Source organism: Dactylosporangium sp. NPDC049140 (genome assembly GCF_040648435.1).
On sequence record NZ_JBEZDS010000038.1, the window covers coordinates 14158 to 38896 of the forward strand.

Below are 24739 nucleotides of genomic sequence, written 5' to 3' on the forward strand. Positions count from 1 at the left end.
AGCCGCGTGACCGCGTCACCCAGCGTCGTACTGGTGACCGGGGTGAGCCGGTATCTCGGCGCGCATCTGGCCGCCCGGCTCGCCGCCGACCCGCGTATCGAACGCGTCGTCGGCGTCGACGCCACGGCACCCACCGGCGACCTCGCCGAGGTGCTGTCCGGCGCCGGTTCCAAGATCGATGTACTGCAGTTCGACCTGCGCACCCCCGGGGTGCTGCGGGCGATGGTCGACGCCCGCGTCGAGGCGGTGGCCCACCTCGCGGTGGCCACCGCGACCGACCAGCACGGCGGCCGCGCGGCGATGAAGGAGCTCAATGTCATCGGCTCCATGCAGCTGCTCGCGGCCTGCCAGCAGGCGCCGCGGCTGCGGAAGCTGATCGTGCGCTCGTCGACCGCGGCGTACGGGGCCTCGTTCCGTGACCCGGCGATCTTCACCGAGGACACCGAGCCGCGCGAGGTGCCCCGCGGCGGGTTCGCCAAGGACGTGCTCGACATCGAGGGGTACGTGCGCGGCTTCCGTCGCCGCCGCCCCGACGTGGCGGCCACGGTGCTGCGCTTCGCGCCGTTCATCGGCTCGGCGGTGGAGACGCGGCTGACGCGGTACTTCGACCGCCCGGTCGTGCCCACGGTGCTCGGCCGCGACCCGCGCCTGCAGTTCCTGCACGTCGACGACGCGTTCGACGTGCTGGTGCGCTCGGTGACCGAGGACCATCCGGGCACGTACAACGTGGCCGGCGCCGGAACGCTGACGCTCTCGCAGGCCGTGCGCCGCGCGGGCCGCGTCACCATGCCGGTGCTCGAGCCCGGCCTGAACGTCCTGGCCGGCCTCGGTCGCGCCGGGGTGTCCCTGGACCAGCTCGACCTGTTCGTACACGGCCGGGTCGTCGACACCACGAAGCTGATCCGCGAGTTCGGCTGCACGCCGCGCACGACCGCGGAGGCGTTCGAGGAGTTCGTACGCAGCCGCCGCGCGAACGAGCTGCTGCCCACGGATACGATTCGCTCCGTCGAGCAGGCGCTGCTCGACGGCTTCCGCAGGACACGTGCGGCGCGGGCCGCATTGGAGCGTGGCGAATGACTGACCCGAATCTCCCGGACGTCTGGGACGATCGGGTCGCCGGCGCGCTCGCCTTCCTGCGGGAGCGCCTGACCGGCGAGTACGAGATCGACGGCTTCGGCTTCGACCGCCACCTCACCGACGGGGTCTTCCTGCCGCTGCTGCGCCCGCTGTACAACCAGTGGTTCCGCACCGAGGTCGCGGGCGCCGAACACCTGCCCAAGGAGGGCGCCGCGCTGGTCGTGGCGAACCACTCCGGCACCGTGGCGCTGGACGCCCTGATGCTCTCGGTAGCCGTCCACGACGAGACCGCGGCCCGCCGTCACCTGCGCCTGCTCGGCGCCGACCTGGTCTTCCGCATGCCGTTCCTGTCCGAGGTGGCCCGCAAGTCCGGCGCGACGCTGGCCTGCAACCCCGACGCCGAGCGCCTACTCGCCGACGGCGAACTCGTGGGCGTCTTCCCGGAGGGCTTCAAGGGCATCGGCAAGCCGTTCGCGGACCGCTACAAATTACAGCGCTTCGGCCGCGGCGGCTTCGTCTCGGCGGCCCTGCGCACAGGCACCCCGATCGTGCCGGTCTCCATCGTAGGGGCCGAGGAGATCTACCCCATGATCGCGAACCTCCGCCCCCTGGCCCGGCTCCTGGGCGCCCCGTACTTCCCGGTCACGCCGACGTTCCCGTGGCTGGGCCCGCTGGGCCTAGTCCCGCTGCCGAGCAAATGGCTTATCGAGGTCGGCGAGCCGATCCCGACCGAGGAATACGTAGACTCGGCCGACGACCCGATGGTGGTCTTCAACCTCGCGGACCAGGTTCGCGAGACGATTCAGCAGACGCTGTACAAACTCCTGGACCGTCGCCCGGACGCGTTTTCCGCCTGACTCCCGCGCATATTTTGCGCGCGGCCTCGGCGGAATGCACAATTCATCGTTCGGTGCGGGCCGTCGTTGATTGTTCCGAGTATTGGCGGACCAACGCGATCGCAATGCCGGTGCGCGGCGGCGCGGCCGATTGGGCCCAGGCTGCTCGGCGCGGCCCACGCTCTGCTGCGGCGCGGGATCGCTCGCGGCGTCGGCGCCGGCCTGCTCCACGGCCTGCTCGACTGGCAAAACCGGTTTGGCCGGGCATTCGGCCTGCTCCACGGGCTGCTCGACTGGCGAAACCGGTTTGGCCGGGCATTCGGCCTGCTCCACGGGCTGCTCAACTGGCGAAACCGGTTTAGCCGGGCATTCGACCTGCTCAACCGGCGGAACCGACCTGCCTGGCGCAAGGGTGGCCGCAGCCCGCCGCGCGTAGTTCGCCTTCGCCTCCGCCGCCCGCCGCGCAAAGCTCGCATACCCAGCCGCCTCGCTGCCATATTCCCGCCGAAGCTTCTCCGCATACCGCCGCCGAAGCCCCCAGTAGCGACGCTCCGCATGCTCCCGCCGAAACGCATCTTGAGAAGGCGACCAATTCCGCGCCCGAGTCCGATCCCGCATAGCAGCCACTTGCGCCCGACTGAACAACGATATCTGCCCCACCACAAAACAATTATCCCAACCACTCCAGAAACCCGCCGCCCCACTTCATATAGCGCACAAATCCGGGACCACCGAATGACGACCCGCATGAACCCGCCGGTGAAACGCGGCCTAGAGGAATAACCGTGCGTAACAACGAACCGGGACCACGCTTACACGTTGCGGGAGCGCAAGCTCCCGCCACCATCGGCCGAGCGTCGTTGGACAGCCCCAAAGTCCAGGTAAGCCGACATACACCCCGACAGGCGAAAAATCCGATAAGTCGCGGCGCGGAGCGCCCGACTTATCGGGGGCTGGGCCGGGCGGAGCGCCCGACTTATCGGGGGCCGGCCCGAGCGCAGATTCAGCCCGAAGAAGCCGGAGTCCGCCGCCGGCGCTTGCGCATCGCCGTGAAGGTCGCCACGCCGCCGATTACCACGCCCGTTGCCAAGGCCGTGGGGATGGCGATCTTTGCGGCCTTGCGGCCGGTGCGGAAGTCGCGGATCTCCCAGCCGCGCTTGCGCGCCTCGCGGCGCAGGGCCGGGTCCGGGTTCACCGCCACGGCGTAGCCCACGGTCGAGAGCATCGGGGCGTCGTTGATCGAGTCGCTGTAGGCGGCGCAGCGGGTCAGGTCCAGGCGCTCGGCCCGGGCCAGGGTCGTGATCGCCGCGGCTTTCTCCGGGCCGTGCATGAGGTCGCCGACCAGGCGGCCGGTGTACACGCCGTCCTCGACCTCGGCCACGGTGCCGATCGCGCCGGTCAGGCCCAGGCGCGCGGCCATGATGCGGCCGAGCTCGACGGGGGCGGCGGTGACGAGCCACACGCGCTGGCCGGCGTCGAGGTGGAGCTGGGCCAGGGCCAGGGTGCCCGACCAGATGCGGTCGGCCATGAGCTCGTCGAAGATCTCCTCGCAGAGGCGCTCCATCTCCTCGACCTTCCAGCCGGCGATGAAGGCGAGCGCGGTCGACTTGGCGGTGGAGACGGTGCCCGCGTGCTCGGAGGCGAGGAGGCGGAAGCGGGCCTGGTGGTAGGCGAACCGGGCGATGTCGCGGCTCGTGAAGTACTTGCGCTTGGCCAGGCCGCGGGCGAAGTAGTAGATCGACGCGCCCTGCATCATGGTGTTGTCCACGTCGAAGAACGCGGCCGCGCTCGGGTCGGCGGGGATCTCCAGGGCCGCCTCGACCTCGGCCGCGGCCCAGCCGGCGGCGGAGACCACGACGCGGCCGGTCGGCCGGCGACGGCGCAGCGCGTAGGGACGGATCGGCACGTCGGTCTCCCCTCGAAAGAACCCAACGGTACAAGCACCGAACAGCAACAGGGCCCGATGACGTGCACCGGACCCCATCATGTCGTGCACGTGTCGCCGGGTTGAATCAGTTCAGCCGCCAGCCGAGCAGGCCGCCGCCGCCCTTCTTCGACTTCGCCGGGGCCGGGCTCGGATCCGACGCCGAGTCCGTGTGCGGTTCGGCCGGGGCCGACTCGGTCGCGGTGGAGTCCACGGCGGCGCCGGACGGGACGGTGGCGGGGGAGTGCCCGCCGGTACCGGTGCCGGAGTTGTTCGCCGCCGGAGCACCCGAGGGCTGCTCGTTCGTGACGTTGCCCGACTTGTTCGCCGGGCGGCACGCGCTGCTCGCCGGCACCGGGCCGAGCGAGTCCGGCGCCGTCACGGCCGTCGAGCCGCACTTGACCAGCGGCCGGAGGGCCTTGGACCGGCGGTCGATCTCGTCGAGCAGGGTGACCGACTGGCTCGCGCGGGTGCGGGCGTCGCCGCCCGTACCCGTCTTGAGCCGCTCGGCCGCGCCGCGCTGGTTGGTCACGAAGCCGTCGATCGCATCCAGCGCCGTGGTGTCCTTGCGGGTCACCGCGGTCGCGGTCAGCAGTCGCACGCCCTCAAGCGTCTCGCCGTCCATGTCGTCGAGCACCGAGGAGAGCCCGGTCGGGTCCTTCACCGCCTGGGCCTCGTCGAGCCGTGTACGGGCGAACTCGAGGTACAGCTGGCCGCGGCTGATGTCCGAGCCGGCCAGCGCGAGCTGGGCCTTCTCGGTCGACCGCTTGACGGAGTACAGCGCGTCGCCGGGCATCGCGCCGCCGCTCGCGGCCGACATGCCGGACAGGGCCAGCGTGCCGGCGGCCAGGCCGACGACGATGGCGCCCCGGGTGCGCGTCCGGCGGCTGACGGCCGGTCGGCTCCCCGCGGGCCGGCGCAAGGAGCGCAGGCCCGTCCGGCGGGTCGGCTCGGGCTCGGTCACCTTGGCGGTCACCCCGATGCCGTCGCGCTCGATCGTGGCCATGAGCATGGCCCGCAGACCGTCGCGGAACTCCTGCTGTGCCTCCACCCGGATCGGCAGCTCGCCGAGCCGCTGTCCGACCGACACAAGGTCGGTCAGGGAGTCGTCGAGCGTGGTCCTCGTGTGGTGTCGCCGGGCCCCTTTGGCCTCGTCGAGAAGCTGAGCCAGTCGCTCAGCCCGTCGACGATGGAAGACGGAGCCAATCACCTGAGGCACCCCCCTTCGCTGATCGCGTCACTCAGGCGCGGCAGGGCAGCGGGGTGGTGGGCCACCGCGTCCGCCGTGCGCCATGCCGACGGTCGCATCAGGACCAACGGTGCAGAGCGGATGCTGGTTACGGCGCTTGCGGGCGCACTGTAACCGGAGGTGACAGCGATCACGGCTGGAATCCGTCGGGGAGCAGCCGGGCGAGCGCACGCACCGCACGGTACTGCAACGCTTTGATGGCTCCCTCGTTCTTGTTCATGGTCTGTGCGGTCTCGGCGACGGAGAACCCGTGCAGGAACCGCAGCACGATGCACTCCTGCTGTTCGGGGTTGAGCTGCTTGACCGCCTTGAGCAGGTCCACGTTCGTGATGTGGTCGATGACGACCGCCTCGGGGCTGCCCTCGGGTTCCCGGTCGGGCCGGTCCGCGTCGAGCACGTCACCGGTGGTGACCTCCAGCCGGTACCGGCCGGACTTGAAGTGGTCGGCGACGAGGTTGCGCGCGATGGTGACCAGCCAGGCCCCGAGGTCGCGACCCTGCCACGTGAAGCTGCCGATGCGCTTGAGCGCACGCAGGAACGTGTCGGCGGTCAGGTCCTCGGCGAGCTGGCGGTTGCCGACGCGGAAGTACACGAACCGGAAGACCGTCTCGAAGTACCGGTCGTAGAGGAGCCCGAATGCCGCGCCGTCCCCGGCCTGGGCGCGCTCGATGAGCGCCCAGACCTCCGACGCCGGGTCGCCGCGCTCGGGGCGCGTCGGCTGCGGCGGTACGGGCTCGCGTGGGCCGGTCTCGGTCAGCGTGTCCGTGCCGCCGCTGAGCACGTCCTGCGGGATCGGCACGGTCTCCTCGCCCAGCACCCCGGCGCCGGCGTTGGACGACTTGCCGTTCATCCCGGCGTTGGGTCGCGCGTTCAGGGCCGGGCCGGAGCGCGCCGGTGCCTCGTTGGTGTGGGGGCGGCCACGGGTGCGCGGCACGCTGCCTCCCTCACCACGGATCACCGTGCTGAACATGTCGCGCATCGAGTCGCGCAGCATCGACAGCCCACCGGCGAGTGCGTGCTCGGCCTCGAACACATGCAGGTAACCGCTCATGCTTCGCGAGTCCTGACATCGGGGCTAGTCGGCGCGAACACGGGCACTTAGGCCTCCTCGGGCTGAGGGGTGTCAACTCGCAACAAATGGGGTGAGTCGACTTCGGTGATAACAGGTCCGGCGTCCCCCGCGTGTGGGCGGCTCTTCATGTGAGGGCACATTCTTTCCATGGATCGATGTGCGACCGGCGCACATGCTGTCCGTCACCTAGTCGCGACACGCCGTACGGCACGCCGCCAAACCGGACGAACGGGACGCAAACGGTCGCGGCGCGCCCCGGCATCTCACGTCCGTTGCACACTTTCGGGTGGTCTCTTACTCAGTCGGCGTGTCGGGCCTCTCACGGTTGCGCCATCGAACGCTCGTCATGCCGCAGGCACGATGGCATGAAAGAGGGTGATTGGTGACGGGTGAACTTCCAGATGCCCCGTCATCACCCGTGGGTCTCGATGCCGCGCGGGGCGCTGTGCAAGACTCGGCGACCGTGCAGGAAGTTTCGATTTCAGCTGCCGGCAACTTCTCGGATGTCGTCCGGCGCGCCGCCGCCACCGGCGGCGACCGCCCGGCCCTGCGCTCGCACGATGCCGAGTTGACCTGGGCCGACCTCGACCGCCAGGTGGACGCCGTCGCCGCCGGCCTGCTGGGCCGGGGGATACCGGCCGACGAGCGCGGCCCCGCCCGCGTCGCCATCGCGCTGCCCAACGTGCCCGAGTTCGCCGCCGTGTTCTTCGGGGTGCTGCGCGCCGGCCTGGTCGCCGTGCCCGTCAACCCCGCCTATACCGCGCGCGAGCTCACCCACGTGCTGTCCGACTCCGGCGCGGCCGTGCTGGTCGCCACCGGGCCGGTGCTGGAGGCGCTCGGGGAGGCGGCGCCGGCGGTGCGGTACCAGCTCGGCAAGAACCTCGCCGGGTTACTCAGTGCCCCCGCCGGGATCACTCAGGCGCCCGCGGCCGGCGGCGAGGACCTGGCCGTGCTGCTCTACACTTCCGGCACCGCCGGCGCGCCCAAGGGCGCCATGCTGCCGCACCGCGCCCTGCTGGCCAACCACGAGCAGCTCGCGCGCCTGGAGCCGGCCCCGGTGACCCCCGACGACGTGCTGCTGCTCGCCGTTCCGCTGTTCCACGCGTACGGCCTCAACTCCGGCCTCGGCGCGGTCGCCTTCCACGGCGCCTGCGGCGTGCTCGTCGAGCGCTTCGACCCGGCCGACTCGCTGGAGGCGATCGAGCGCCACGGCGTGACCGGGGTGGTCGGGGTACCGCCGATGTTCATCGCGTGGTCGCTCATGGGCGAGCGGCTCGCCCGAGCCTGGTCCGGGGTGCGGCTCGCGGTGTGCGGGGCCTCGCCGCTGGACCCGGCGGCCGAGCGGCGCTTCGCGGAGGCGACCGGGCGCCCGGTACACCAGGGATATGGCCTCACCGAGGCGGCGCCGGTGCTCACCAGCACGCTCGCGAGCCCCTCGGTCAAGCCGGGCGCCATCGGGCGGCCGATCCCGGGGGTGGAGGTGCGGCTGGTCGACGCGGCCGGGGAGGACGTGCTGGACGACGACGAGGACGGCAGCAGCGACCCCGGCGAGATCGTGGCGCGCGGGTCCAACCTGTTCCGGGGGTACTGGCCCGACGGCGTCGGCGGCCCCAGCGCGGACGGCTGGTGGGCGACCGGCGACGTGGCCTACGCGGACGAGGACGGCGACCTGTTCATCGTGGACCGGCTCGGGGAGCTGATCCTCGTCAGTGGCTTCAACGTGTACCCGCACGAGGTCGAGTCCGTCCTGGCCGCGCACGAGTCCGTGGTGGAGGCCGCGGTGCTCGGGGTGCCGCACCCGTACACCGGCCGGACCGTCAAGGCCCTCGTGGTGCGCGTCCCCGGCTCGCAGGTCACCGCCGAGGAGCTGATCGCGCACTGCGAGCGCAACCTGGCCCGCTTCAAGTGCCCGACCGCGGTCGAGTTCGTCGCGGAGCTGCCGCACTCGGCCACCGGCAAGGTGCGCAAGGGGGAGCTGCGATGACCAGGCTGACGCTGTACACCCGCCCGGGCTGCCATCTCTGCGAGGACGCCAAGGCGGCGCTGGCCCGGGTCGAGGCCGCCACCGGCGAGAGGTTCACCGAGGTGAACATCGAGGGTGAGGACGCGCTGGAGGAGGAGTACGGCTTCCGCATTCCCGTCCTGCTCCTCGACGGCAAGGAGCACGGTTACTGGCGGGTCGAGGAGGAGCGGCTGCTCCGCGATCTGGCGCTATCCTCACCCGGGTGAAGCACCTGGTTTGGGACTGGAACGGAACCCTCCTCGACGACCTCAAGCTCGTCGTCGACGCCACGAATGTGTGCCTGGCCACCGTCGGAGGCCCGGTGATCACCGCGGAGGACCACCGCCGCGACTTCCGCCGGCCGATCCTGGACTACTACGCGCACGTGCTCGCACGCCCGGTCGACGAGGTGGAGTTCCAGCTGCTCGACGACGCGTTCCACGACGCGTACCGGGACCGGATCGACGAGGTGCAGCTCGCCCCCGACGCGCTGGCGGCCATGGGCAAGTGGCCCGGCACCCAGTCCCTGCTGTCGATGTTCTTCCACGACGAGCTGCTGGTCGAGGTCGAGCGGCACGGGCTGAGCGCGCGCCTGGTGCGCGTCGACGGGCTGCCGGGGACCGTCGGCGGCCACCGCAAGGCCACCTTCCTGGAGCGGCACCTCAAGGCGCTGGAGCTGGACCCCGCGAACGTGGTGCTGATCGGCGACTCGGTGGACGACGGCGACGCGGCGCGCGCGGTGGGCGCCTCGGCGGTGCTCTACGCGGGCGGCTTCACCGATTCCGGGCTGCTCGAGGCGACCGGGCTGCCGGTGGCGTACTCGCTGCTGGAGGCCGTCGACCTAGCCCTGTAGGTAGGTCAGGACGGCCAGCACCCGGCGGTGCTGCTCGTCGTCCGGGGGCAGGTCCAGCTTGGTGAAGATGTTCTTGACGTGCTTCTCGACCGCGCCGTCGGTGACGACGAGCTTGCGGGCGATCGCGGTGTTCGAGCGCCCCTCGGCCATCAGGCCCAGCACCTCGCGCTCCCGCGGGGTGAGGCTGCGCAGCGGGTCGTCGCGCCGGCGGCGGACCAGTAGCTGGCCGACGACCTCGGGGTCGAGGACGGTCGCGCCGGCCGCGACGCGCTGCATGGCGTCGAGGAACTCGGCGACCTCGGAGACGCGGTCCTTGAGCAGGTACCCGACCGCGCCGGCCCGGTCCGCGAGCAGGTCGTCGGCGTAGGAGACCTCGACGTACTGCGACAGGACGAGGATCGGCGTCTTCGGTACCCGGGCCCGGGCCTCGACCGCGGCGCGCAGCCCTTCGTCGGTGTGTGACGGCGGCATCCGCACGTCGACGATCGCCACGTCGGGCCGGTGTTCGACGACCGCCTCGACCAGGCTGGGGCCGTCCCCGACAGCGGCGAGGACCTGGTGGCCGCTCTCGGTGAGCAGGCGCACCAGGCCCTCGCGCAGCAGTACCGCATCATCCGCAACGACTACTCGCACGCGGTGATAGTAGTTACACCGGGAGGATTGCCACGAGTTTCGTGCCGGCGTCCAGCGGGCTGGTCACGGTCAGCTCCCCGCCCGCGGCCCGCACGCGATCGGCCAGCCCGCTCAGCCCGTGCCCCTTGGCCAGGCTCGCGCCGCCCACGCCGTCGTCCTCGATCGTGACGAGCATCCCGTAGGCCGAGCGCTGCAACGTGACCTTCACCTCGTTGGCGTGGGAGTGCTTGGCCACGTTGGTGAGGGCCTCGGCGACGACGAAGTAGGCGGTCGTCTCGACATGGGTGGCCAGCCGCCCGACCTCCGGCAGCTCCAGGTCGACCGGGATGATCGACCGGGCGGCCAGGGCGGTCAGCGCGGCGTGCAGCCCACGGTCGACCAGGATCGGCGGGGCGATCCCGCGGGACAGCGCGCGCAGCTCCTCCAGGGTCTCGCGGGTCTGCGCGAGGGCCTCGGCCACGGTGGCGCGGGCGGCCGCCGGGTCGTTGTCGAACTGCAGGTCGGCCCGGCCGAGGTCCATGGCCAGACGGACCAGCCGCTGCTGGGGGCCGTCGTGGATGTCGCGCTCGAGCCGGCGCAGGGCGGTCGCCTCGGCCGAGACCGCGGCGGTGGTCTGGGCGCGGGCCCGGTCCCGGCCGAGCTCGGCCTGGTAGACCCGCTCGCGCAGCTCGTTGACGCCGCTGAGCAGGGCGCGGGCGAACAGCGCCTCTAGCAGGGCCACCCCGCGCACGACGGGCACCAGGGTGAGGGTGAAAACCAGGCCGAGGCCGGTGTAGAAGAGCACGCGCAGCCCGGTGCCGCTGCCGAGGCCGAGCAGTTCCGGCAGGTCGGTGTTGTCCGGCCCGCGCGGGATCGACCAGTCCCACAGCACCGTGGTCAGGCCGCCCAGCGCGCCGGCCCACCAGGTCACCACGAACACGAAGGCGAACGTGCTGGGGATGAAGCGGACGACGCCGTGCAGCAGGTCGAGCCACGACTGGCCGTCGGTGAGCGGGACGAAGGTGCGCCGCCAGAAGCCGGCGCCCGGCCCGGCCTTCTTGTAGTACGGGTGCGGCAGGTGGGTGTGCAGCACCGGGCCGATCCGGGCGCGCTCCAGGGTGGCGAAGCCGCGCGCCTGGAACGCGGTGGCGAACAGGATCGGGAAGCCGACCGTGAGGACCATCAGCCCGACCCCGAGGGAGAACCCCGTCAGGCACAGCACGATGGTGATGATCGACAGGGGGAAGCCGAGCAGCACGTACTGCGTGTCGATGCCCAGCTGGCGGAAGATGCGGGAAACGCGGCCCGGGCCGAGCGGGGTGATGGTCGTCGTCATGTCATCGACGCTAGGCATCGCGACCCCCGCCTCCCATCCCGCCGTCCAGCCACTTGATGGTAGGGGCAGCCCTACTGAAAAAACGTGTAGTCTCGCTACATAAGGCGTGTTGGGTGCGGCAATTGTCCAAATTGTGCGGATACTTGCGACAGCGCCCGCCCGCTGCCGACCGCGTCGGAGAAAGGGGGCACCACGTGCCGCGGGGGCTTTTCTCGCGTGCGCGATCCGCACGGGCGGGCGCTGACCTCTACGTGGTGGGCGCCGCCTCTTCAAGATCGCGATTTGTGCACGGCTTCACAAGCGCCTACTCTGTTGCCACGACGAATCCCGCTAGCACAGGCGGTAACCGCCCTTGCGAGCGGCCTCGTACACCGTCGTCGTCGTCTCGGAGACTCATGAGCCAGCAGCGCACCGGCCCCACGGACGGACCGGACTTTCCGGACCTTCCGGAGGCCACCGTCGCCAGGCTTCCGGAGTACCTGCGCGCCCTGCACCACCTCTCGGAGGAAGGGCACGACACGGTTTCCTCGGAGGGTCTGGCCGCGGCCGCGGGGGTCAACTCCGCCAAGCTCCGCAAGGACCTGTCCCACCTGGGCCGCACCGGCACCCGCGGGGTCGGCTACGACGTGACCCTGCTCATCGACCAGATCGAGCAGGTGCTCGGGCTGACCCATCGCCGCGGCGTCGCGCTCGTCGGCGTGGGTAATCTCGGTCACGCCCTCGCGGGCTACGCGGGCTTCGGCAGCCGCGGATTCCGCATCGCCGCCCTCTTCGACGCCGACCACGGCCGCGTCGGCGAGCAGATCAACGGCCTCGTCGTGCGCCACATCGACCAGCTGCCCGAGATCGTGCTGCAGGAGCAAATCTCGATCGCGGTCATCGCCACGCCCGCCCACGCCGCCCAGCACGTCGCCGATCGCCTGGTGGCGGCCGGTGTGAGGAGCGTCCTGAACTTCGCGCCCTGCGTCTTGAACGTTCCCGAGGGCGTCGACGTGCGTAAGGTCGATCTGGCAATCGAGTTGCAGATCCTGTCCTTCCACGAGCACCGCAAGTCGGCCCTCACCGCTCTGCCGGCGCCGGTGCCGAAGACCGGGCGGGGCGAGGCAGAGGTGGCGTCGTGACCGGAAATGTGAACCTGCTGGTCGTGGGGGTGTCGCACCACACCGCGGGCGTACCGCTGCTGGAGAAGCTCACGCTGGGCGCCGGCGAGCTGCCGGCCGTGCTCGCCGAGCTGGTCGGGCTGCCGTACGTCGACGAGGCCGTCGTCCTGTCCACGTGCAACCGGGTCGAGATCTACGCCGCCGTCACCGCGTTCCACGGCGGCCTCGCCGACATCGGCGGGGTGCTGGCCGCCCGCGCCGGCCTGCCCATGGGCGAGCTGGCCCCGCAGCTGTACGTGCACTACGAGGCCGACGCCGTCCGGCACGCGTTCCGCATCGCCGCCGGCCTCGACTCGATGGTCGTCGGCGAGGCCCAGATCCTCGGCCAGCTCCGCGACGCCTACGGCACCGCCGGCGATCAGGGCACGGCCGGGCGCCTCCTGCACGAACTGCTCCAGCAGGCCCTGCGGGTCGGCAAGCGGGTGCACGCCGAGACCGAGATCGACCGCGCCGGGCAGAGCGTGGTCAGCGCCGCGCTCGCCTACGGCCAGGGCGCCACCGCGCCCGTCGAGGGCCGCCCCGCGCTCGTCATCGGGGCCGGGTCCATGGGCGCGCTGTCGCTGGCGACCCTGCGCCGGGCCGGCGCCTCGCCGCTGTACGTGACCAACCGCGGCCACGCCCGCGCCGAGCGCCTCGCCGAGCTGCACGGGGCCGAGGCGGTTCCCTTCGCCGAGCTGCCGTCGCTGCTCGAGCGGGTCGACGTCGTGGTGAGCGCCACCGCGTCGCCAGGCCCCGTCCTCGACGCGCCCTTGCTCGCCGGAGCCGGCCACGAGCTGCTGGTGCTCGACCTCGCGCTGCCGCGCGATGTCGCCCCGGCCGCGCACGACCTGCCCGGCATCACCGTCGTCGACATCGAGCTGCTCGCCGAGTCGCTGTCCACCACCTCCGAGGCGGAGGAGCGGGCCGGCGAGGAGATCGTCGCGGCCGAGGTCGAGGCGTTCCTCACCTGGCTGCGCGGCGCCGACGTGGCCCCGACGGTGGCCGCGCTGCGGGCCCGGGCCGACGAGGTCGTCGAGGCCGAGCTGCGCCGGCTCGCCCAGCGCTGCCCCGAGCTCGGGGACGCGGCGCGGGCCGAGGTGTCGCACAGCATCCACCGGATCGTCCAGCGCCTGCTCCACCAGCCGACCGTCCGTGTCCGGCAACTGGCGTCGGCGCCCGGCGGCGAGGCTTATGCTCAGGCGCTGCGCGAGCTGTTCGATCTGCAGATTCCCACCGCCGAGATCAACCCGGCCGAGGCTTCCGAGGTGCACCCGTGACGTTGAGGCTCGGCACCCGGGGCAGCGCGCTGGCCATGGCCCAGTCGAACACCGTGGCGGACGCCGTGCGCGAGCGCACCGGCCGTGACGTGGAACTGGTCGAGATCGTCACGCCCGGCGACCGGTCCAGCGCCCCCATCCAGCAGCTCGGCGTGGGCGTGTTCGTCTCCGCCCTGCGCGACGCGCTGCTGAACAAGGAGATCGACTTCGCCGTCCACTCCTACAAGGACCTGCCGACCGCGAAGGCCGAGGGCCTGGTCGTGGCCGCGATCCCGGCGCGGCAGGACCCGCGCGACGCGCTGGTCGCCCGCGGCGGGCTCACGCTCAACGAGCTGCCCGACGACGCGAAGATCGGCACCGGGGCGTTGCGCCGGATCGCCCAGATCAACGTGCTGGGGCGGCGGCTGCATGCGGTACCGCTGCGGGGGAACATCGACACGCGCCTGCGCAAGCTCGCCGAGGGCGAGTTCGACGCCATCGTCCTGGCCACCGCCGGGCTGGCCCGGCTCGGTCGCGCCGGCGAGGCCACCGAGTTGCTCGACCCGCTGCTGATGCTGCCCGCCCCCGCGCAGGGCGCACTGGCGGTCGAGTGCCGTGAAGACGATGTCGAGCTGCGCGAGGTCCTCGCCGCGCTCGACGACGAGTACACCCGCGCGGCGGTCACCGCCGAGCGGGCGCTGCTGGCCGAGCTCGAGGCGGGCTGCTCCGCCCCGATCGCGGCACTGGCCGAGGTCGCCGAGGGCGACGAGGGGCCGGAGATTTATCTGCGCGGTGCGGTGTTCAGCCCGGACGGCGGCTTCGCCCTCCGGCTCTCGCGCACCGGAACGCTCGCCGACGCCGCGGAGGTGGGCCGAGCCTTGGCCCGCGACCTGCGCGAAGAAGGCGCCGACAACGCACTGGGAGTGCAGCATGACCCGCACCCGTAAGGGCAGCACCGGCCGGATCGCCTTCGTCGGGGCCGGCCCCGGCGACCCCGGCCTGCTGACGCGCCGCGCCCATGAGGCGCTGGTGTCCGCCGACCACGTCGTCCACGACCGTAATGTCCCGGAGCCGCTGCTCGCCGCGATTCGCGCCGAGGCCGACCCGGAGTGCCAGTTCAGCCCGGCCGAGGGCGCCCCCGGCGACGTCGCCAAGGTGCTGCTGTCCGCGGCCCGCTCCGGGCTGCGCGCGATCCACCTCGTCGGCGGCGACCCGCTGGCCCACGAGACCGTGCTCAAGGAGGTGCAGGCGGTCGCCCGCACCGCGGTGCCGTTCGAGGTCGTGCCCGGCATCGGCCAGGCCGCCGGCGTCGCCACCTACGCGGGCGTGCCGCTGCCCGGGGTGCGCGTGACCGCCGACGTCGACGACGTGCAGTCGGTCGACTTCGAGTCCGTCGCCACCGCCGTGGCCCGCGGCTCCTCCGCCCTCGCCGTCGACGCGGGCGACCTCGCCGCCGTGCGCGACGGGCTGCTGGCCGCCGGGGTCGACCCGGCCACGCCGGTCTCGATCACCGGCGACGGCACGGGCGAGACGCAGTACAGCTCCGCCTCCAGCGTCGACAGCATGGTCGCCGCCGCGCTCGGCTTCGCCGGCCGCGTGGTGCTGTGCCTCGGCTCCGGGGTCGCCCAGCGCGAGAAGCTCGGCTGGTGGGAGAACCGCCCGCTGTACGGCTGGAAGGTCCTCGTCCCGCGCACCAAGGAGCAGGCCGGCGCGATGAGCGAGCGCCTGCGCGCCTACGGCGCCATCCCGTGCGAGGTGCCGACGATCGCCGTCGAGCCGCCGCGCACCCCGGCGCAGATGGAGCGCGCGATCAAGGGCCTGGTCGACGGCCGGTACGCCTGGACCGTCTTCACCTCCGTCAACGCCGTGCGCGCGGTGTGGGAGAAGTTCGCCGAGCACGGCCTGGACGCCCGCCACTTCGGCGGCGTCAAGGTCGCCTGCATCGGCGAGGCCACCGCCGAGGCCGTGCGCGGCTTCGGCATCGTGCCCGAGCTGGTGCCGACCGGCGAGCAGTCCTCCGAGGGCCTGCTGGCCGAGTTCTCGCCGCACGACGAGGTGCTCGACCCGGTCGGGCGGGTACTGCTGCCGCGGGCCGACATCTCGACCGAGACGCTCGCCGCCGGGCTCACCGAGCTCGGGTGGGAGGTCGACGACGTCACCGCGTACCGCACGGTCCGCGCCGCCCCGCCGCCGGCCGACATCCGCGACGCGATCAAGTCCGGTGGCTTCGACGCGGTGCTCTTCACCTCTTCTTCCACCGTGCGCAATCTGGTCGGCATCGCCGGCAAGCCGCACGCCCGCACCGTGGTGGCCGTCATCGGCCCGAAGACGGCGGATACCGCCGTCGAGTTCGGTCTGCGCGTCGATGTCCAGCCGCCGCACGCCTCCGTGCCCGACCTCGTCGAGGCGCTGGCGGGCTACGCTGTGGAACTGCGGGAGAAGCTCGCCGCGATGCCCGCCAAGCAGCGTCGTGGCTCGAAGGTCCAGGGCCCGACCGCCCTGAGGTTCCGCTAGAGGGGGTCAGTCCCGTGGGTTTCCCGGAGATCCGGCCGCGCCGGTTGCGTCGCACCCCAGCGATGCGCCGGCTCGTCGCCGAGACACACGTGCAGCCGTCCAACCTGATCCTGCCGATGTTCGTCAAGGAGGGGCTGGCCGAGCCGCGGCCGATCAGCTCCCTGCCCGGCGTGGTGCAGCACTCCCGCGAGTCGCTGCGCAAGGCCGCGGCCAAGGCGGTCGCCGAGGGCGTCGGCGGCCTGATGCTCTTCGGGGTGCCGCAGACGCGTGACGAGACCGGCTCCGGGGGCATCGACCCCGACGGGATCCTCAACGTCGCCATCCGCGACGTGATCTCCGAGGTCGGCGACGCCACCGTGGTCATGTCCGACCTGTGCCTGGACGAGTTCACCTCGCACGGGCACTGCGGCGTGCTGGCCGCCGACGGCTCCGTCGACAACGACGCCACGCTGCGGCAGTACGAGCTGATGGCCCTGGCCCAGGCCGAGGCCGGCGCGCACGTGCTGGGCCCGTCCGGGATGATGGACGGCCAGGTCGGCGTGGTCCGCCGCGCCCTGGACCGGGCCGGGTACATCGACGTGTCGCTGCTGGCCTACGCGGTGAAGTACGCCAGCGCCTTCTTCGGCCCGTTCCGCGAGGCGGTCGAGTCCGCCCTCGTCGGCGACCGCATGAGCTACCAGCAGGACCCCGCCAACCTGCGCGAGGCCCTGCGCGAGGTCGCCCTCGACGTCGAGGAGGGCGCGGACATGGTCATGGTCAAGCCCGCGCTGCCGTACCTCGACGTGCTCACCCGGGTCGCCGAGATGGTGGACGTGCCCGTCGCGGCCTACCAGGTCTCCGGCGAGTACGCGATGGTCGAGGCCGCGGTCGCCAACGGCTGGCTCGACCGCGAGCGGGTCATCCTCGAGACGCTCACCTCGATCCGCCGTGCGGGCGCCCAGCTGATCCTGACGTATTGGGCGAGTGACGCGGCTCGCCTGCTGCGCCGCATCTGAATCCCTCATCCGGTCCGGCCGCCTGCCGACGTTCCGGCCGTGACCGGACGGGGGCACCACATGGCGATGACAGGGCTGCCCGCCCCCGTGCGCGTGTACGGGCCGTTCCACGAGCTGGCCCTGCAGGTGCACGAGCTGACCCGTGCAGGGCCGCAACTCCGACGCGCTGACCCTGGCCGACTCGACCTGGACGCCTGGCGCGAAAGTTGTTAGCCGCCCAGCCCGTTGCGTTCGGCCAGGGCGTGCATCGCGCGCTGGATGCCGAGGCGGTCCGGGGGTACCTCCAGCGCCTCCGCCGTGGCGCGCAGGCCCGCGAGGGTGTAGCCAAGCTGGCGCCGCCAGGCGGTCGGGGCGCTCTCCACGGTCCGCTCCACCAGGCCCGCGTTCGCCATGAGCATCGGCACGACGTCCTCGTGCTGGAAGTCGGGCCGCAGCACCCCCGCCGCCCGGGCCCGGTCGACCAGCGCGGTCAGCCCGCGGAAGGCGCGCCCGCGCAGGCTCTCCAGCTCCGGCACCCCCGAAACGGTCGCGATGAGCAGGTCCGCGAACGCGCGGTTGCCCGCCTGTACCTCGCACAGGAACGTCAGGTGCTCGGCGAACGCGGCCCACGGGTCCTCGACCGCGAGCGCCCGCTCGGTGGCGTCGACCACCTCCTGCAGCGCGTCGCCGAACACCGCGGCGACGAGGTGGCCGCGGCTGGGGAAGCGGCGGTAGAGGGTGGCGTTGCCGACCTTGGCCCGGCGGGCGATCTCGTCGAGCGGTGCCTCCAGGCCGCGCTCGGCGAACACCACCTTGGCGGTCTCCACCAGCTGCCGGCGGTTCTGCTCGGCGTCTCTGCGCAGTGCCCCCTGAGCCCCCATGGCTACAGCATATGGGCAGGATCTTTTTACCGGTTCAGCAAAAGTTAGCGCATCGACGATGCAAAGTATGGACAGCCGTAGCTAAAGACCCTAGTGTGTCCTCCACGACACCAGCGCGTTTCATCAATGTATCCGGATCGGCACCGGATGCGGCGAACGCCGCGGGGTCGACTCCGGCATCCGGCGCGGCGGCGCGCGCCCTGCCTGGCACATCACCACGTCAGGAAGGGACACCGTGAACCAGCAACCCTCCGGGCATCGATGGCGGCCGATAGCAGCCGCGCTGATCCTCGTCGTTTCCAGCCTCACCGCGACCGCCTTCACGCTCGCCGCCGGGCCCGCCACGCCCGCACAAGCGGCCATCAACGCGGCCGACTTCCAGCAGGTGACCCTCGCCAAGGGCGAGCCCGAGGTCGGCGAGCCGCTGGCCATCTCCGTGCTGCCCGACCGGTCCGTACTGCACACCGCGCGCAACGGCACGCTGCGGCGCACCGACTCCAGCGGCAACACCACCGTCATCGCGAACATCCCGGTGTACACGCACGACGAGGAGGGGCTGCAGGGCGTCGCCGCGGACCCGAACTTCGCGAGCAACCGCTACATCTACCTGTACTACGCCCCGCCGCTGTCCACGCCCACCGGCGACGCGCCCGCCACCGGTACCGACGCCACCTGGGCGACCTGGACCGGCGTCAACCGGCTGTCGCGCTTCACGCTCAACGCCGACTACACCGTCAACACGGCCAGCCAGGTCAACGTCCTCGACGTACCGGCCAACCGGGGCATCTGCTGCCACGTCGGCGGCGACATCGACTTCGACGCCGCGGGCAACCTGTACCTGTCCACCGGCGACGACTCCAACCCGTTCGACTCGGCCGGGTACGCCCCGCTCGACGAGCGCACCGACCGCAACCCCGCCTACGACGCCCAGCGCTCGGCCGGCAACACCAACGACCTGCGCGGCAAGATCCTGCGCATCAAGGTCAACGCGAACGGCTCGTACTCGATCCCGAGCGGCAACCTCTTCGCCGCCGGCACCGCGAACACGCGGCCCGAGATCTACGCCATGGGCTTCCGCAACCCGTACCGCATGACCGTCGACAAGGCCACCGGCGTCGTCTACGTCGGCGACTACGGCCCCGACGCCGGCGCCACCGACCCCAACCGCGGCCCGTCCGGGCAGGTGGAGTTCGACCGGATCACCGCTCCCGGCAACTACGGCTGGCCGTACTGCACCGGCACGAACACCAGCACCGAGACGTACAACGAGTGGAACTTCGCGACCAATGCCACCGGCCCCAAGTTCAACTGCGCGGCCGGCGCGACGAACAACTCCTTCCGCAACACCGGCCTGGGTACCCTGCCCGCCGCCAAACCGGCGTGGATCCGTTACGGCGGCGACGCGGGCAGCCCGCCCGAGTTCGGCAGCGGTTCGGAGTCGCCGATGGGCGGTCCGGTGTACCACTACGACGCCGCCAACCCCTCGACCACGAAGTTCCCGCAGTCCCTCGATGGGCTGTTCTTCGCCGGAGAGTTCGGCCGCGGCTGGATCAAGCCGATCAAGGTCAACGCCGACGGCTCACCCGGCGCGATCGACAACTTCCCGTGGAACGGCAAGCAGGTCATGGACATGCAGTTCGGCCCCGACGGCGCCCTGTACGTCCTGGACTACGGCACCGGGTACTTCAACGGCGACCAGAACTCGGCCCTGTACCGCTACGACTACGTCGGCGCCGGCGGCAACCGCGCCCCGACCGCCGTCGCGAGCTCGAACGTCACCTCCGGCTCGGCCCCGCTCGCCGTCACCTTCTCCTCCGCGGGCTCCACCGACCCCGAGGGCGGCGCGCTTACCTACTCGTGGACGTTCGGCGACGGTGGTACCTCCACGGCGGCGAACCCGTCGCACACGTACACCGCCAACGGCACTTATTCGGTGACCCTCACCGCCAAGGACCCGCAGGGCGCGATCGGCACCGCCAACGTCCTCATCAGCGTCGGCAACACCGCGCCGACGGTCACCATCAACGGCCCGAAGCCCGGCCAACTGGTGTCCTTCGGCGACACGGTGCCGTGGAGCGTCACGGTCACCGACCCCGAGGACGGGGCCATCGACTGCAGCAAGGTGACGATGACCTACGTGCTCGGCCACGACCAGCACGCACACCAGATCACGTCGCAGACCGGCTGCGCGGGCACGATCACCATCCCGGTCGACGGGGAACACGACTCGGCGTCGAACATCTTCCCGATCTTCGACGCGCAGTACACGGACATGGGCGGGCTCACCGTCCACGCGCAGAGCATCATGGCGCCCCGCTACCGCCAGGGCGAGTTCTTCAAGTCCTTCCTCGGCGTCGACCAGATCACCAAGCCGACGGCCGAGGGAGGTAAGACCGTCGGCAACATCAACAACGGTGACTGGATCGGGTTCGACCCGTACAAGCTCAACAACGCCACCGCGTTCTCCGCGCGGGTCTCCTCCGGCGGCGCGGGCGGCACGCTGCAGCTGCGCACCGGCTCGCCCACCGGCACGGTGATCGGCTCGGCGACGGTGCCGGTGACCGGCTCGTGGGAGACGTTCACGACGGTCGGGGGCCCGATCACCAACGCACCCGCCGGGACGACGTCGCTGTACCTGACCTTCTCCGGCAGTACCACCGCCGCGCTCTTCGACCTCGACAGCTTCACGTTCACCACCGCCGCGACCGGCAACGGCGTCGGCCCGGTGAAGGGGCTCGCGGGCAAGTGCCTCGACGCCCGCGGGGCCGGCAGCGCCGACGGCACCCAGATGCAGATCTACACCTGCAACGGCACCGGCGCCCAGGTGGTCGTCGTCGCCGGCCAGCAGCTCAAGGTGTTCGGCAAGTGCCTGGACATCTCGGGCGGCGCGACCGCGGACGGCACCAAGGTGCAGCTGTGGACGTGCAACGGCACCGGCGCCCAGAACTGGGCGGCCCAGGCCGACGGATCGCTGAAGAACCCGGCGTCGGGCAAGTGCCTCGACGTGGCCGGCGCGAACACCGCCGACAGCACCGTCGTGCAGCTGTACACCTGTAACGGTACGACCGCACAGAAGTGGACACTGCCATGAAGTTCCGCGCTCTCGCCCTGATCGTCGCCGTGACCGCGGCGGCCTGTGTTCCGGCGACGCCCAGCCTGGCCGCCGACGCGCCCTACGACGTCCTGGTCTTCTCCAAGACCGCGGGCTTCCGCCACGACGCCATCCCGGCCGGCATCCAGGCCGTGCGCGACCTGGGCGCGGCGAACAACTTCACCGTGACCGCCACCGAGGACGCCGCGGCGTTCACCGCGGCCAACCTCGCGCAGTACGAGGCCATCGTGTTCATGTCCACCACCGGCGATGTGCTCAACGACGCGCAGCAGACGGCGTTCGAGTCGTACATCCGCGGCGGCGGCGGGTACGTCGGCGTGCACGCGGCCGCCGACACCGAGTACAGCTGGCCCTTCTACGGAACCCTGGTCGGGGCCTGGTTCGCCAGCCACCCGGCGATCCAGCAGGTCAACTCGCGCACCGAGGACCGCGCGAACCCGGCGACATCGCACCTGCCGCAGGTCTGGACGCGCACCGACGAGCTGTACAACTACCAGACCAACCCGCGGGCGAGCGCGAAGGTGCTCGCCACCCTCGACGAGTCGTCGTACTCCGGCGGCACCATGGGCGCCGACCACCCGATCACCTGGTGCAAGACCATCGACTCCGGGCGCTCGTTCTACACCGGGTTCGGACACACCCAGGAGTCGTACGCCGACGCCAACTTCCGGGGCGAACTGCTCGGCGGCATCCGGTACGCGGCCAAGCGGGCCCAGGCCGACTGCCGGCCCGAGAGCGGGTACACGCCGCTCTACAACGGCTCCACCACCGGCTGGTCCCAGGCCGGCCCGGGCAGCTTCACCAACGCCGACGCCACGCTGTCCTCGACCGGCGGCCTCGGGCTGTACTGGTACTCCGCCAAGCAGTTCGGCACGTCGTACTCGCTCAAGGCCGACTTCCGCATCACCGGCGACAGCAACTCGGGCGTCTACGTCGGGTTCCCGAACCCGGGCAACGACCCGAACATCGCGATCAACCAGGGGTACGAGATCCAGATCGACGCCACCGACACGCCCGACCACACCACCGGCGCGATCTACAACTTCCAGTCCGCGAACATCGCCGCCCGCGACGCCGCGCTCAACCCGCCCGGCGCGTGGAACACCTACGAGATCGCGGTCGAGGGGCAGCGGATCCGGGTGTACCTCAACGGCTCGCTCATCAACGATTTCACGAACACCGATCCGGCGCGCAACCTCGACGGGTACATCGGCATCCAGAACCACGGCTCGGGCGACCAGGTGTCCTTCCGGAACATCAGGATCGCCTCCGGCGACTCCGCCCAGCAGGCCGAACTGTTCACAACGGCCTCCGGGGTCGAGCCGTACACGAAGGCCGGCGCGCACAACGGCCAGACGCTCGGGTACATCGAGCCGGGCGACTGGGCGGCGTACAACGGGCTCAACATCGGCGGGTCGACGTCGTTGCGCGCGAGGGTCGTCTCCGGCGGCCCCGGCGGGCAGATCCAGGTGCGCACCGGCTCGACCACCGGCCCGATCCTGGGCACCGTGAACGTGCCGAACACCGGGAGCTGGGACACGTACGCCGACGTCACCGCGCCGTTGACCGGCGTACCGGCGGGCTCCGCGAACGTGTACCTGACGTTCACCGGCACCGGCACCGGGCTCTTCGACCTGGACGACTTCACGTTCGTTCGCGGCGGGTCGCCGACCGGGCCCGTGAAGGGCCTGGCGGGGAAGTGCCTCGACGTGCGCGGGGCGGCCACGGCGGACGGGACGCAGATCCAGCTGTACACCTGCAACGGCTCGGGCGCGCAGAGCTGGACGGTGTCGGGTCAGACGCTGCGGGCCCTGAACAAGTGCCTCGACATCTCCGGGGGCGGCTCCGCGGACGGCACGCGCGTTCAGCTGTGGACGTGCAACGGCTCCGGCGCACAGAACTGGGCGGCCCAGGCCGACGGCTCGCTGCGCAACCCGCAGTCGGGCAAGTGCCTGGACGTGGCCGGCGGGGTGTCCACGGACAGCACGGTCGTGCAGCTGTACGCGTGCAACGGCTCGAACGCGCAGAAGTGGACGCTGCCGGCCTGACGTTTCTTCGCGCGTTCCTCGCGTGTTCTTCGCATTCTCCGGCGGGGACTGTACGTAGACGTACAGTCCCCGCCGTTGCGTTGCTTACCGTGACGGATTCAATCGCGGGGCTCCATCGGTTGCGGATTTCCCCTAGGCTCGGCCGAGTGCTGGGGACTCGGGCGAGACATATCGGGCTGACGGTGGCGCTACTGTCCGTTCTGGCGGGCTGCGGCACCCACGCGGAGTCGTCCCCGCCGCCGGACCTCGCCGCCGACGCCCCGTCGAGCTCCGACCCGTTCCCGGTCGGCCAGCTCGAGGGCGTGGGCGAGCTGGCCGCGGCCCCGACCCCCTCGAAGCCGGCGCCCAAGCCCTCGGCCACGGTGAAGAAGGTCAACCCGGGCGGCGACACCGGTGGCGCCAAGGCCAACACCAACGACGGCGTGCCCAGCACCGCGAGCGGCACGTTCACGGTCTCGACCGGCGGCACCGACGTGATCGGCGCGGCGGGGGCGGCGACGCTGGTGAGGTACCGCGTCGAGCTGGAAAATGGGATAAAGTGGGGCAATAACCCGGTCTGGACGACGGACTCGGTCGCCGCCGAGGTGGACCGGGCCGTGTCGTCGCCGGAAGGCTGGACGAAGTCGGCCGACCACCCGGTCACCTACGCTCCGAACAAGCTGAGCAACGCGAGCTGGAAGTTCCAGCGCGTGAGCGGCGCCGACTACGACGTGACGCTGAAGCTGGCCACCCCGGGCACGGTGGACAAACTGTGCAAATCGGTGGGCGTGACGACGCAGGGCATCTACTCGTGCCGGTACGGCAAGACGATCCTGCTCAACCTGCGACGCTGGCTCAAGGGCATCGAGGGCTTCCCGGCGGGCATAGACTTCCACTCGATGACGGTTCTGCACGAGATGGGCCACTTCCTGGGCTTCGACCACATGAAGTGCCCGGGCTCGGGCCAGGTGGCCCCGGTGATGCAGACTCAGACAATAGCCTTGAACGGGTGCAAACCGAACGCGTACCCCTTTACCACGGACGGCACCTTCGTAACGGGCCCATGGGCCGCGAGCTAACGTCGCGTGACGACTTTTCACGGAGCGTCATGATCGACTCGGGCGATTTTTTGGCGTCGGCTAAAATGAGTTTTGAAAAGACAGCGGGCCCGACGGCTGGGATGTGCGCTCGTTCGCCAAGGGGCGCGGTTCGTCGTCCTTCCGGATTTCACTCCTAGCGGTTCGGCCAACCGGCCAACGACGCACGTCGCGGAGCCCCTGCCGCCGCGCCGGCGGCCGGGGGTTCGACCTTGGGCGCGGACACGCCACTCCGGCCGGGTTCGTCTCGGGGGCACGGTCACGCCATTCCAGCCGGGGTTCGTCCCGGGCGCGCGCGGTCACGCCATTCCGGCCGGGTTCGTCTTGGGGGGTACGGTCACGCCATTCCGGCCGCGGCCTACCGGCTTACCGGGCTCGCAGTCGGCATGACAGCTCAACGGCTCACCTGCTTGCGGCCGGTCTGCGGGTCTGCCGGCTTCAGGGCTGCCGCCGCCCCGTCTGTCGCCCCGTCTGTCGCCCCGTCTGTCTTCACGGACGTCTCCGCGGTCGACGGGTTTCTGCGGTCGACGGGCCTTCGCGGTCGCCGCCGGATTCGTGGCCACCCCGCCTGTCGGCCGCGCGTCCGCGGTTGCCCCGCCTCCGTGGCCGACCGCGCTTGCCGACCGCGCCTGCGTGACCGACAGGCTTCCGCGATCGAGGGGCCTTCCGTGGTCAACGGGGTCTTCGTGATCGACGGCCGTTGTGGCAGCCTCGCCTCCGCGGTCGCCCCCGTCTGTCGGCCGCGCCTCCGCGGTCGCCGCAACGCCAAGGCCGCCGC

18 protein-coding genes and 1 pseudogene are annotated in these 24739 nt (G+C 71.4%); 13 read left to right on the forward strand and 6 right to left on the reverse strand.

Annotated features, from left to right (window positions below; translation table 11 throughout):
• Window positions 1–6: 6 nt before the first annotated feature.
• Both AB0B76_RS41350 and AB0B76_RS41355 read left to right on the forward strand, forming a co-directional pair.
• Window positions 7–1077, forward strand: coding sequence for an NAD-dependent epimerase/dehydratase family protein (locus tag AB0B76_RS41350; RefSeq protein ID WP_360386020.1), 1071 nt, complete (start codon window positions 7–9; stop codon window positions 1075–1077).
• On the forward strand, window positions 1074–1934 hold the full coding sequence (locus AB0B76_RS41355; RefSeq protein WP_360386022.1) for a lysophospholipid acyltransferase family protein: 861 nt from the start codon (window positions 1074–1076) through the stop codon (window positions 1932–1934). Before AB0B76_RS41350 ends, AB0B76_RS41355 begins: the two co-directional genes overlap by 4 nt.
• 982 nt (window positions 1935–2916) lie before the next feature.
• Here the strand turns inward: AB0B76_RS41355 and AB0B76_RS41360 are convergent.
• The 3 genes and pseudogenes from AB0B76_RS41360 to AB0B76_RS41370 all read right to left on the reverse strand — a co-directional run bounded on the left by AB0B76_RS41360 (window position 2917) and on the right by AB0B76_RS41370 (window position 6056).
• Entirely contained in the window at window positions 2917–3768 is an 852-nt protein-coding gene (locus tag AB0B76_RS41360) for an HAD-IB family hydrolase (RefSeq protein WP_360386261.1), read from the reverse strand.
• A 412-nt stretch (window positions 3769–4180) separates the two neighbouring features.
• Window positions 4181–5047, reverse strand: a pseudogene (locus AB0B76_RS41365) (DUF5667 domain-containing protein); the annotation flags it as partial.
• Between the two features lie 169 nt (window positions 5048–5216).
• Window positions 5217–6056, reverse strand: a complete 840-nt coding sequence (locus tag AB0B76_RS41370) for a sigma-70 family RNA polymerase sigma factor (protein WP_360386264.1) — start codon at window positions 6054–6056, stop codon at window positions 5217–5219.
• A 565-nt stretch (window positions 6057–6621) separates the two neighbouring features.
• Between AB0B76_RS41370 and AB0B76_RS41375 the strand changes: the two genes are divergently transcribed.
• Genes AB0B76_RS41375 through AB0B76_RS41385 form a run of 3 tightly spaced genes read left to right on the forward strand, consistent with a single transcriptional unit; the run spans window position 6622 to window position 9013 of the window.
• Window positions 6622–8142 (forward strand): AMP-binding protein, encoded by a 1521-nt coding sequence (locus AB0B76_RS41375; protein WP_360386024.1) that lies wholly within the window; start codon window positions 6622–6624, stop codon window positions 8140–8142.
• Window positions 8139–8387 (forward strand): glutaredoxin family protein, encoded by a 249-nt coding sequence (locus tag AB0B76_RS41380; protein ID WP_360386026.1) that lies wholly within the window; start codon window positions 8139–8141, stop codon window positions 8385–8387. Before AB0B76_RS41375 ends, AB0B76_RS41380 begins: the two co-directional genes overlap by 4 nt.
• A complete protein-coding gene (locus AB0B76_RS41385) occupies window positions 8384–9013 on the forward strand; it encodes an HAD hydrolase-like protein (protein ID WP_360386028.1) in 630 nt (209 codons plus the stop codon). The genes AB0B76_RS41380 and AB0B76_RS41385 overlap by 4 nt, the downstream gene beginning before the upstream one ends.
• Here AB0B76_RS41385 and AB0B76_RS41390 read toward each other — a convergent pair.
• Both AB0B76_RS41390 and AB0B76_RS41395 read right to left on the reverse strand, forming a co-directional pair.
• On the reverse strand, window positions 9002–9646 hold the full coding sequence (locus AB0B76_RS41390) for a response regulator transcription factor (RefSeq protein WP_360386030.1): 645 nt from the start codon (window positions 9644–9646) through the stop codon (window positions 9002–9004). The two genes, AB0B76_RS41385 and AB0B76_RS41390, sit on opposite strands and share 12 nt — an antisense overlap.
• Before the next feature lie 13 nt (window positions 9647–9659).
• Window positions 9660–10961 (reverse strand): sensor domain-containing protein, encoded by a 1302-nt coding sequence (locus AB0B76_RS41395; RefSeq protein ID WP_360386032.1) that lies wholly within the window; start codon window positions 10959–10961, stop codon window positions 9660–9662.
• 395 nt (window positions 10962–11356) lie between these two features.
• Between AB0B76_RS41395 and AB0B76_RS41400 the strand changes: the two genes are divergently transcribed.
• Genes AB0B76_RS41400 through hemB form a run of 5 tightly spaced genes read left to right on the forward strand, consistent with a single transcriptional unit; the run spans window position 11357 to window position 16865 of the window.
• Window positions 11357–12082 (forward strand): redox-sensing transcriptional repressor Rex, encoded by a 726-nt coding sequence (locus tag AB0B76_RS41400; protein WP_360386034.1) that lies wholly within the window; start codon window positions 11357–11359, stop codon window positions 12080–12082.
• An 8-nt stretch (window positions 12083–12090) separates the two neighbouring features.
• Window positions 12091–13377 carry a glutamyl-tRNA reductase gene (locus AB0B76_RS41405; protein WP_360386267.1) on the forward strand — a complete coding sequence of 429 codons (1287 nt, stop codon included), beginning with the start codon at window positions 12091–12093 and terminating at the stop codon, window positions 13375–13377.
• Window positions 13374–14303 carry a hydroxymethylbilane synthase gene (hemC, locus tag AB0B76_RS41410; protein WP_360386036.1) on the forward strand — a complete coding sequence of 310 codons (930 nt, stop codon included), beginning with the start codon at window positions 13374–13376 and terminating at the stop codon, window positions 14301–14303. The genes AB0B76_RS41405 and hemC overlap by 4 nt, the downstream gene beginning before the upstream one ends.
• On the forward strand, window positions 14287–15870 hold the full coding sequence (locus tag AB0B76_RS41415; RefSeq protein ID WP_360386038.1) for a uroporphyrinogen-III synthase: 1584 nt from the start codon (window positions 14287–14289) through the stop codon (window positions 15868–15870). The genes hemC and AB0B76_RS41415 overlap by 17 nt, the downstream gene beginning before the upstream one ends.
• A 14-nt stretch (window positions 15871–15884) precedes the next feature.
• Window positions 15885–16865, forward strand: coding sequence for a porphobilinogen synthase (hemB, locus tag AB0B76_RS41420; RefSeq protein ID WP_360386040.1), 981 nt, complete (start codon window positions 15885–15887; stop codon window positions 16863–16865).
• A 209-nt stretch (window positions 16866–17074) separates the two neighbouring features.
• Here hemB and AB0B76_RS41425 read toward each other — a convergent pair whose 3' ends face one another.
• Entirely contained in the window at window positions 17075–17725 is a 651-nt protein-coding gene (locus AB0B76_RS41425) for a helix-turn-helix domain-containing protein (protein WP_360386042.1), read from the reverse strand.
• Window positions 17726–18011: 286 nt separating this feature from the next.
• Here AB0B76_RS41425 and AB0B76_RS41430 point away from each other — a divergent pair, with 286 nt between their 5' ends.
• The 3 genes from AB0B76_RS41430 to AB0B76_RS41440 all read left to right on the forward strand — a co-directional run bounded on the left by AB0B76_RS41430 (window position 18012) and on the right by AB0B76_RS41440 (window position 23943).
• Window positions 18012–20816 (forward strand): PQQ-dependent sugar dehydrogenase, encoded by a 2805-nt coding sequence (locus AB0B76_RS41430; RefSeq protein WP_360386270.1) that lies wholly within the window; start codon window positions 18012–18014, stop codon window positions 20814–20816.
• Entirely contained in the window at window positions 20813–22885 is a 2073-nt protein-coding gene (locus tag AB0B76_RS41435) for a ThuA domain-containing protein (RefSeq protein WP_360386044.1), read from the forward strand. The genes AB0B76_RS41430 and AB0B76_RS41435 overlap by 4 nt, the downstream gene beginning before the upstream one ends.
• A gap of 182 nt (window positions 22886–23067) precedes the next feature.
• Window positions 23068–23943 carry a DUF3152 domain-containing protein gene (locus tag AB0B76_RS41440; protein WP_360386046.1) on the forward strand — a complete coding sequence of 292 codons (876 nt, stop codon included), beginning with the start codon at window positions 23068–23070 and terminating at the stop codon, window positions 23941–23943.
• The last annotated feature ends 796 nt before the right edge of the window (window positions 23944–24739 follow it).

What these genes read in the sequence shown, in the direction of transcription:
- AB0B76_RS41355 (WP_360386022.1), top strand. Translation starts at nt 1,074, where the DNA reads ATGACTGACCCGAATCTCCCGGACGTCTGGGACGATCGGGTCGCCGGC.
- AB0B76_RS41380 (WP_360386026.1), top strand. Translation starts at nt 8,139, where the DNA reads ATGACCAGGCTGACGCTGTACACCCGCCCGGGCTGCCATCTCTGCGAG.
- AB0B76_RS41435 (WP_360386044.1), top strand. Translation starts at nt 20,813, where the DNA reads ATGAAGTTCCGCGCTCTCGCCCTGATCGTCGCCGTGACCGCGGCGGCC.
- AB0B76_RS41415 (WP_360386038.1), top strand. Translation starts at nt 14,287, where the DNA reads ATGACCCGCACCCGTAAGGGCAGCACCGGCCGGATCGCCTTCGTCGGG.
- AB0B76_RS41400 (WP_360386034.1), top strand. Translation starts at nt 11,357, where the DNA reads ATGAGCCAGCAGCGCACCGGCCCCACGGACGGACCGGACTTTCCGGAC.
- AB0B76_RS41395 (WP_360386032.1), bottom strand. Translation starts at nt 10,961, where the DNA reads ATGACGACGACCATCACCCCGCTCGGCCCGGGCCGCGTTTCCCGCATC.
- AB0B76_RS41425 (WP_360386042.1), bottom strand. Translation starts at nt 17,725, where the DNA reads ATGGGGGCTCAGGGGGCACTGCGCAGAGACGCCGAGCAGAACCGCCGG.
- AB0B76_RS41370 (WP_360386264.1), bottom strand. Translation starts at nt 6,056, where the DNA reads ATGTTCAGCACGGTGATCCGTGGTGAGGGAGGCAGCGTGCCGCGCACC.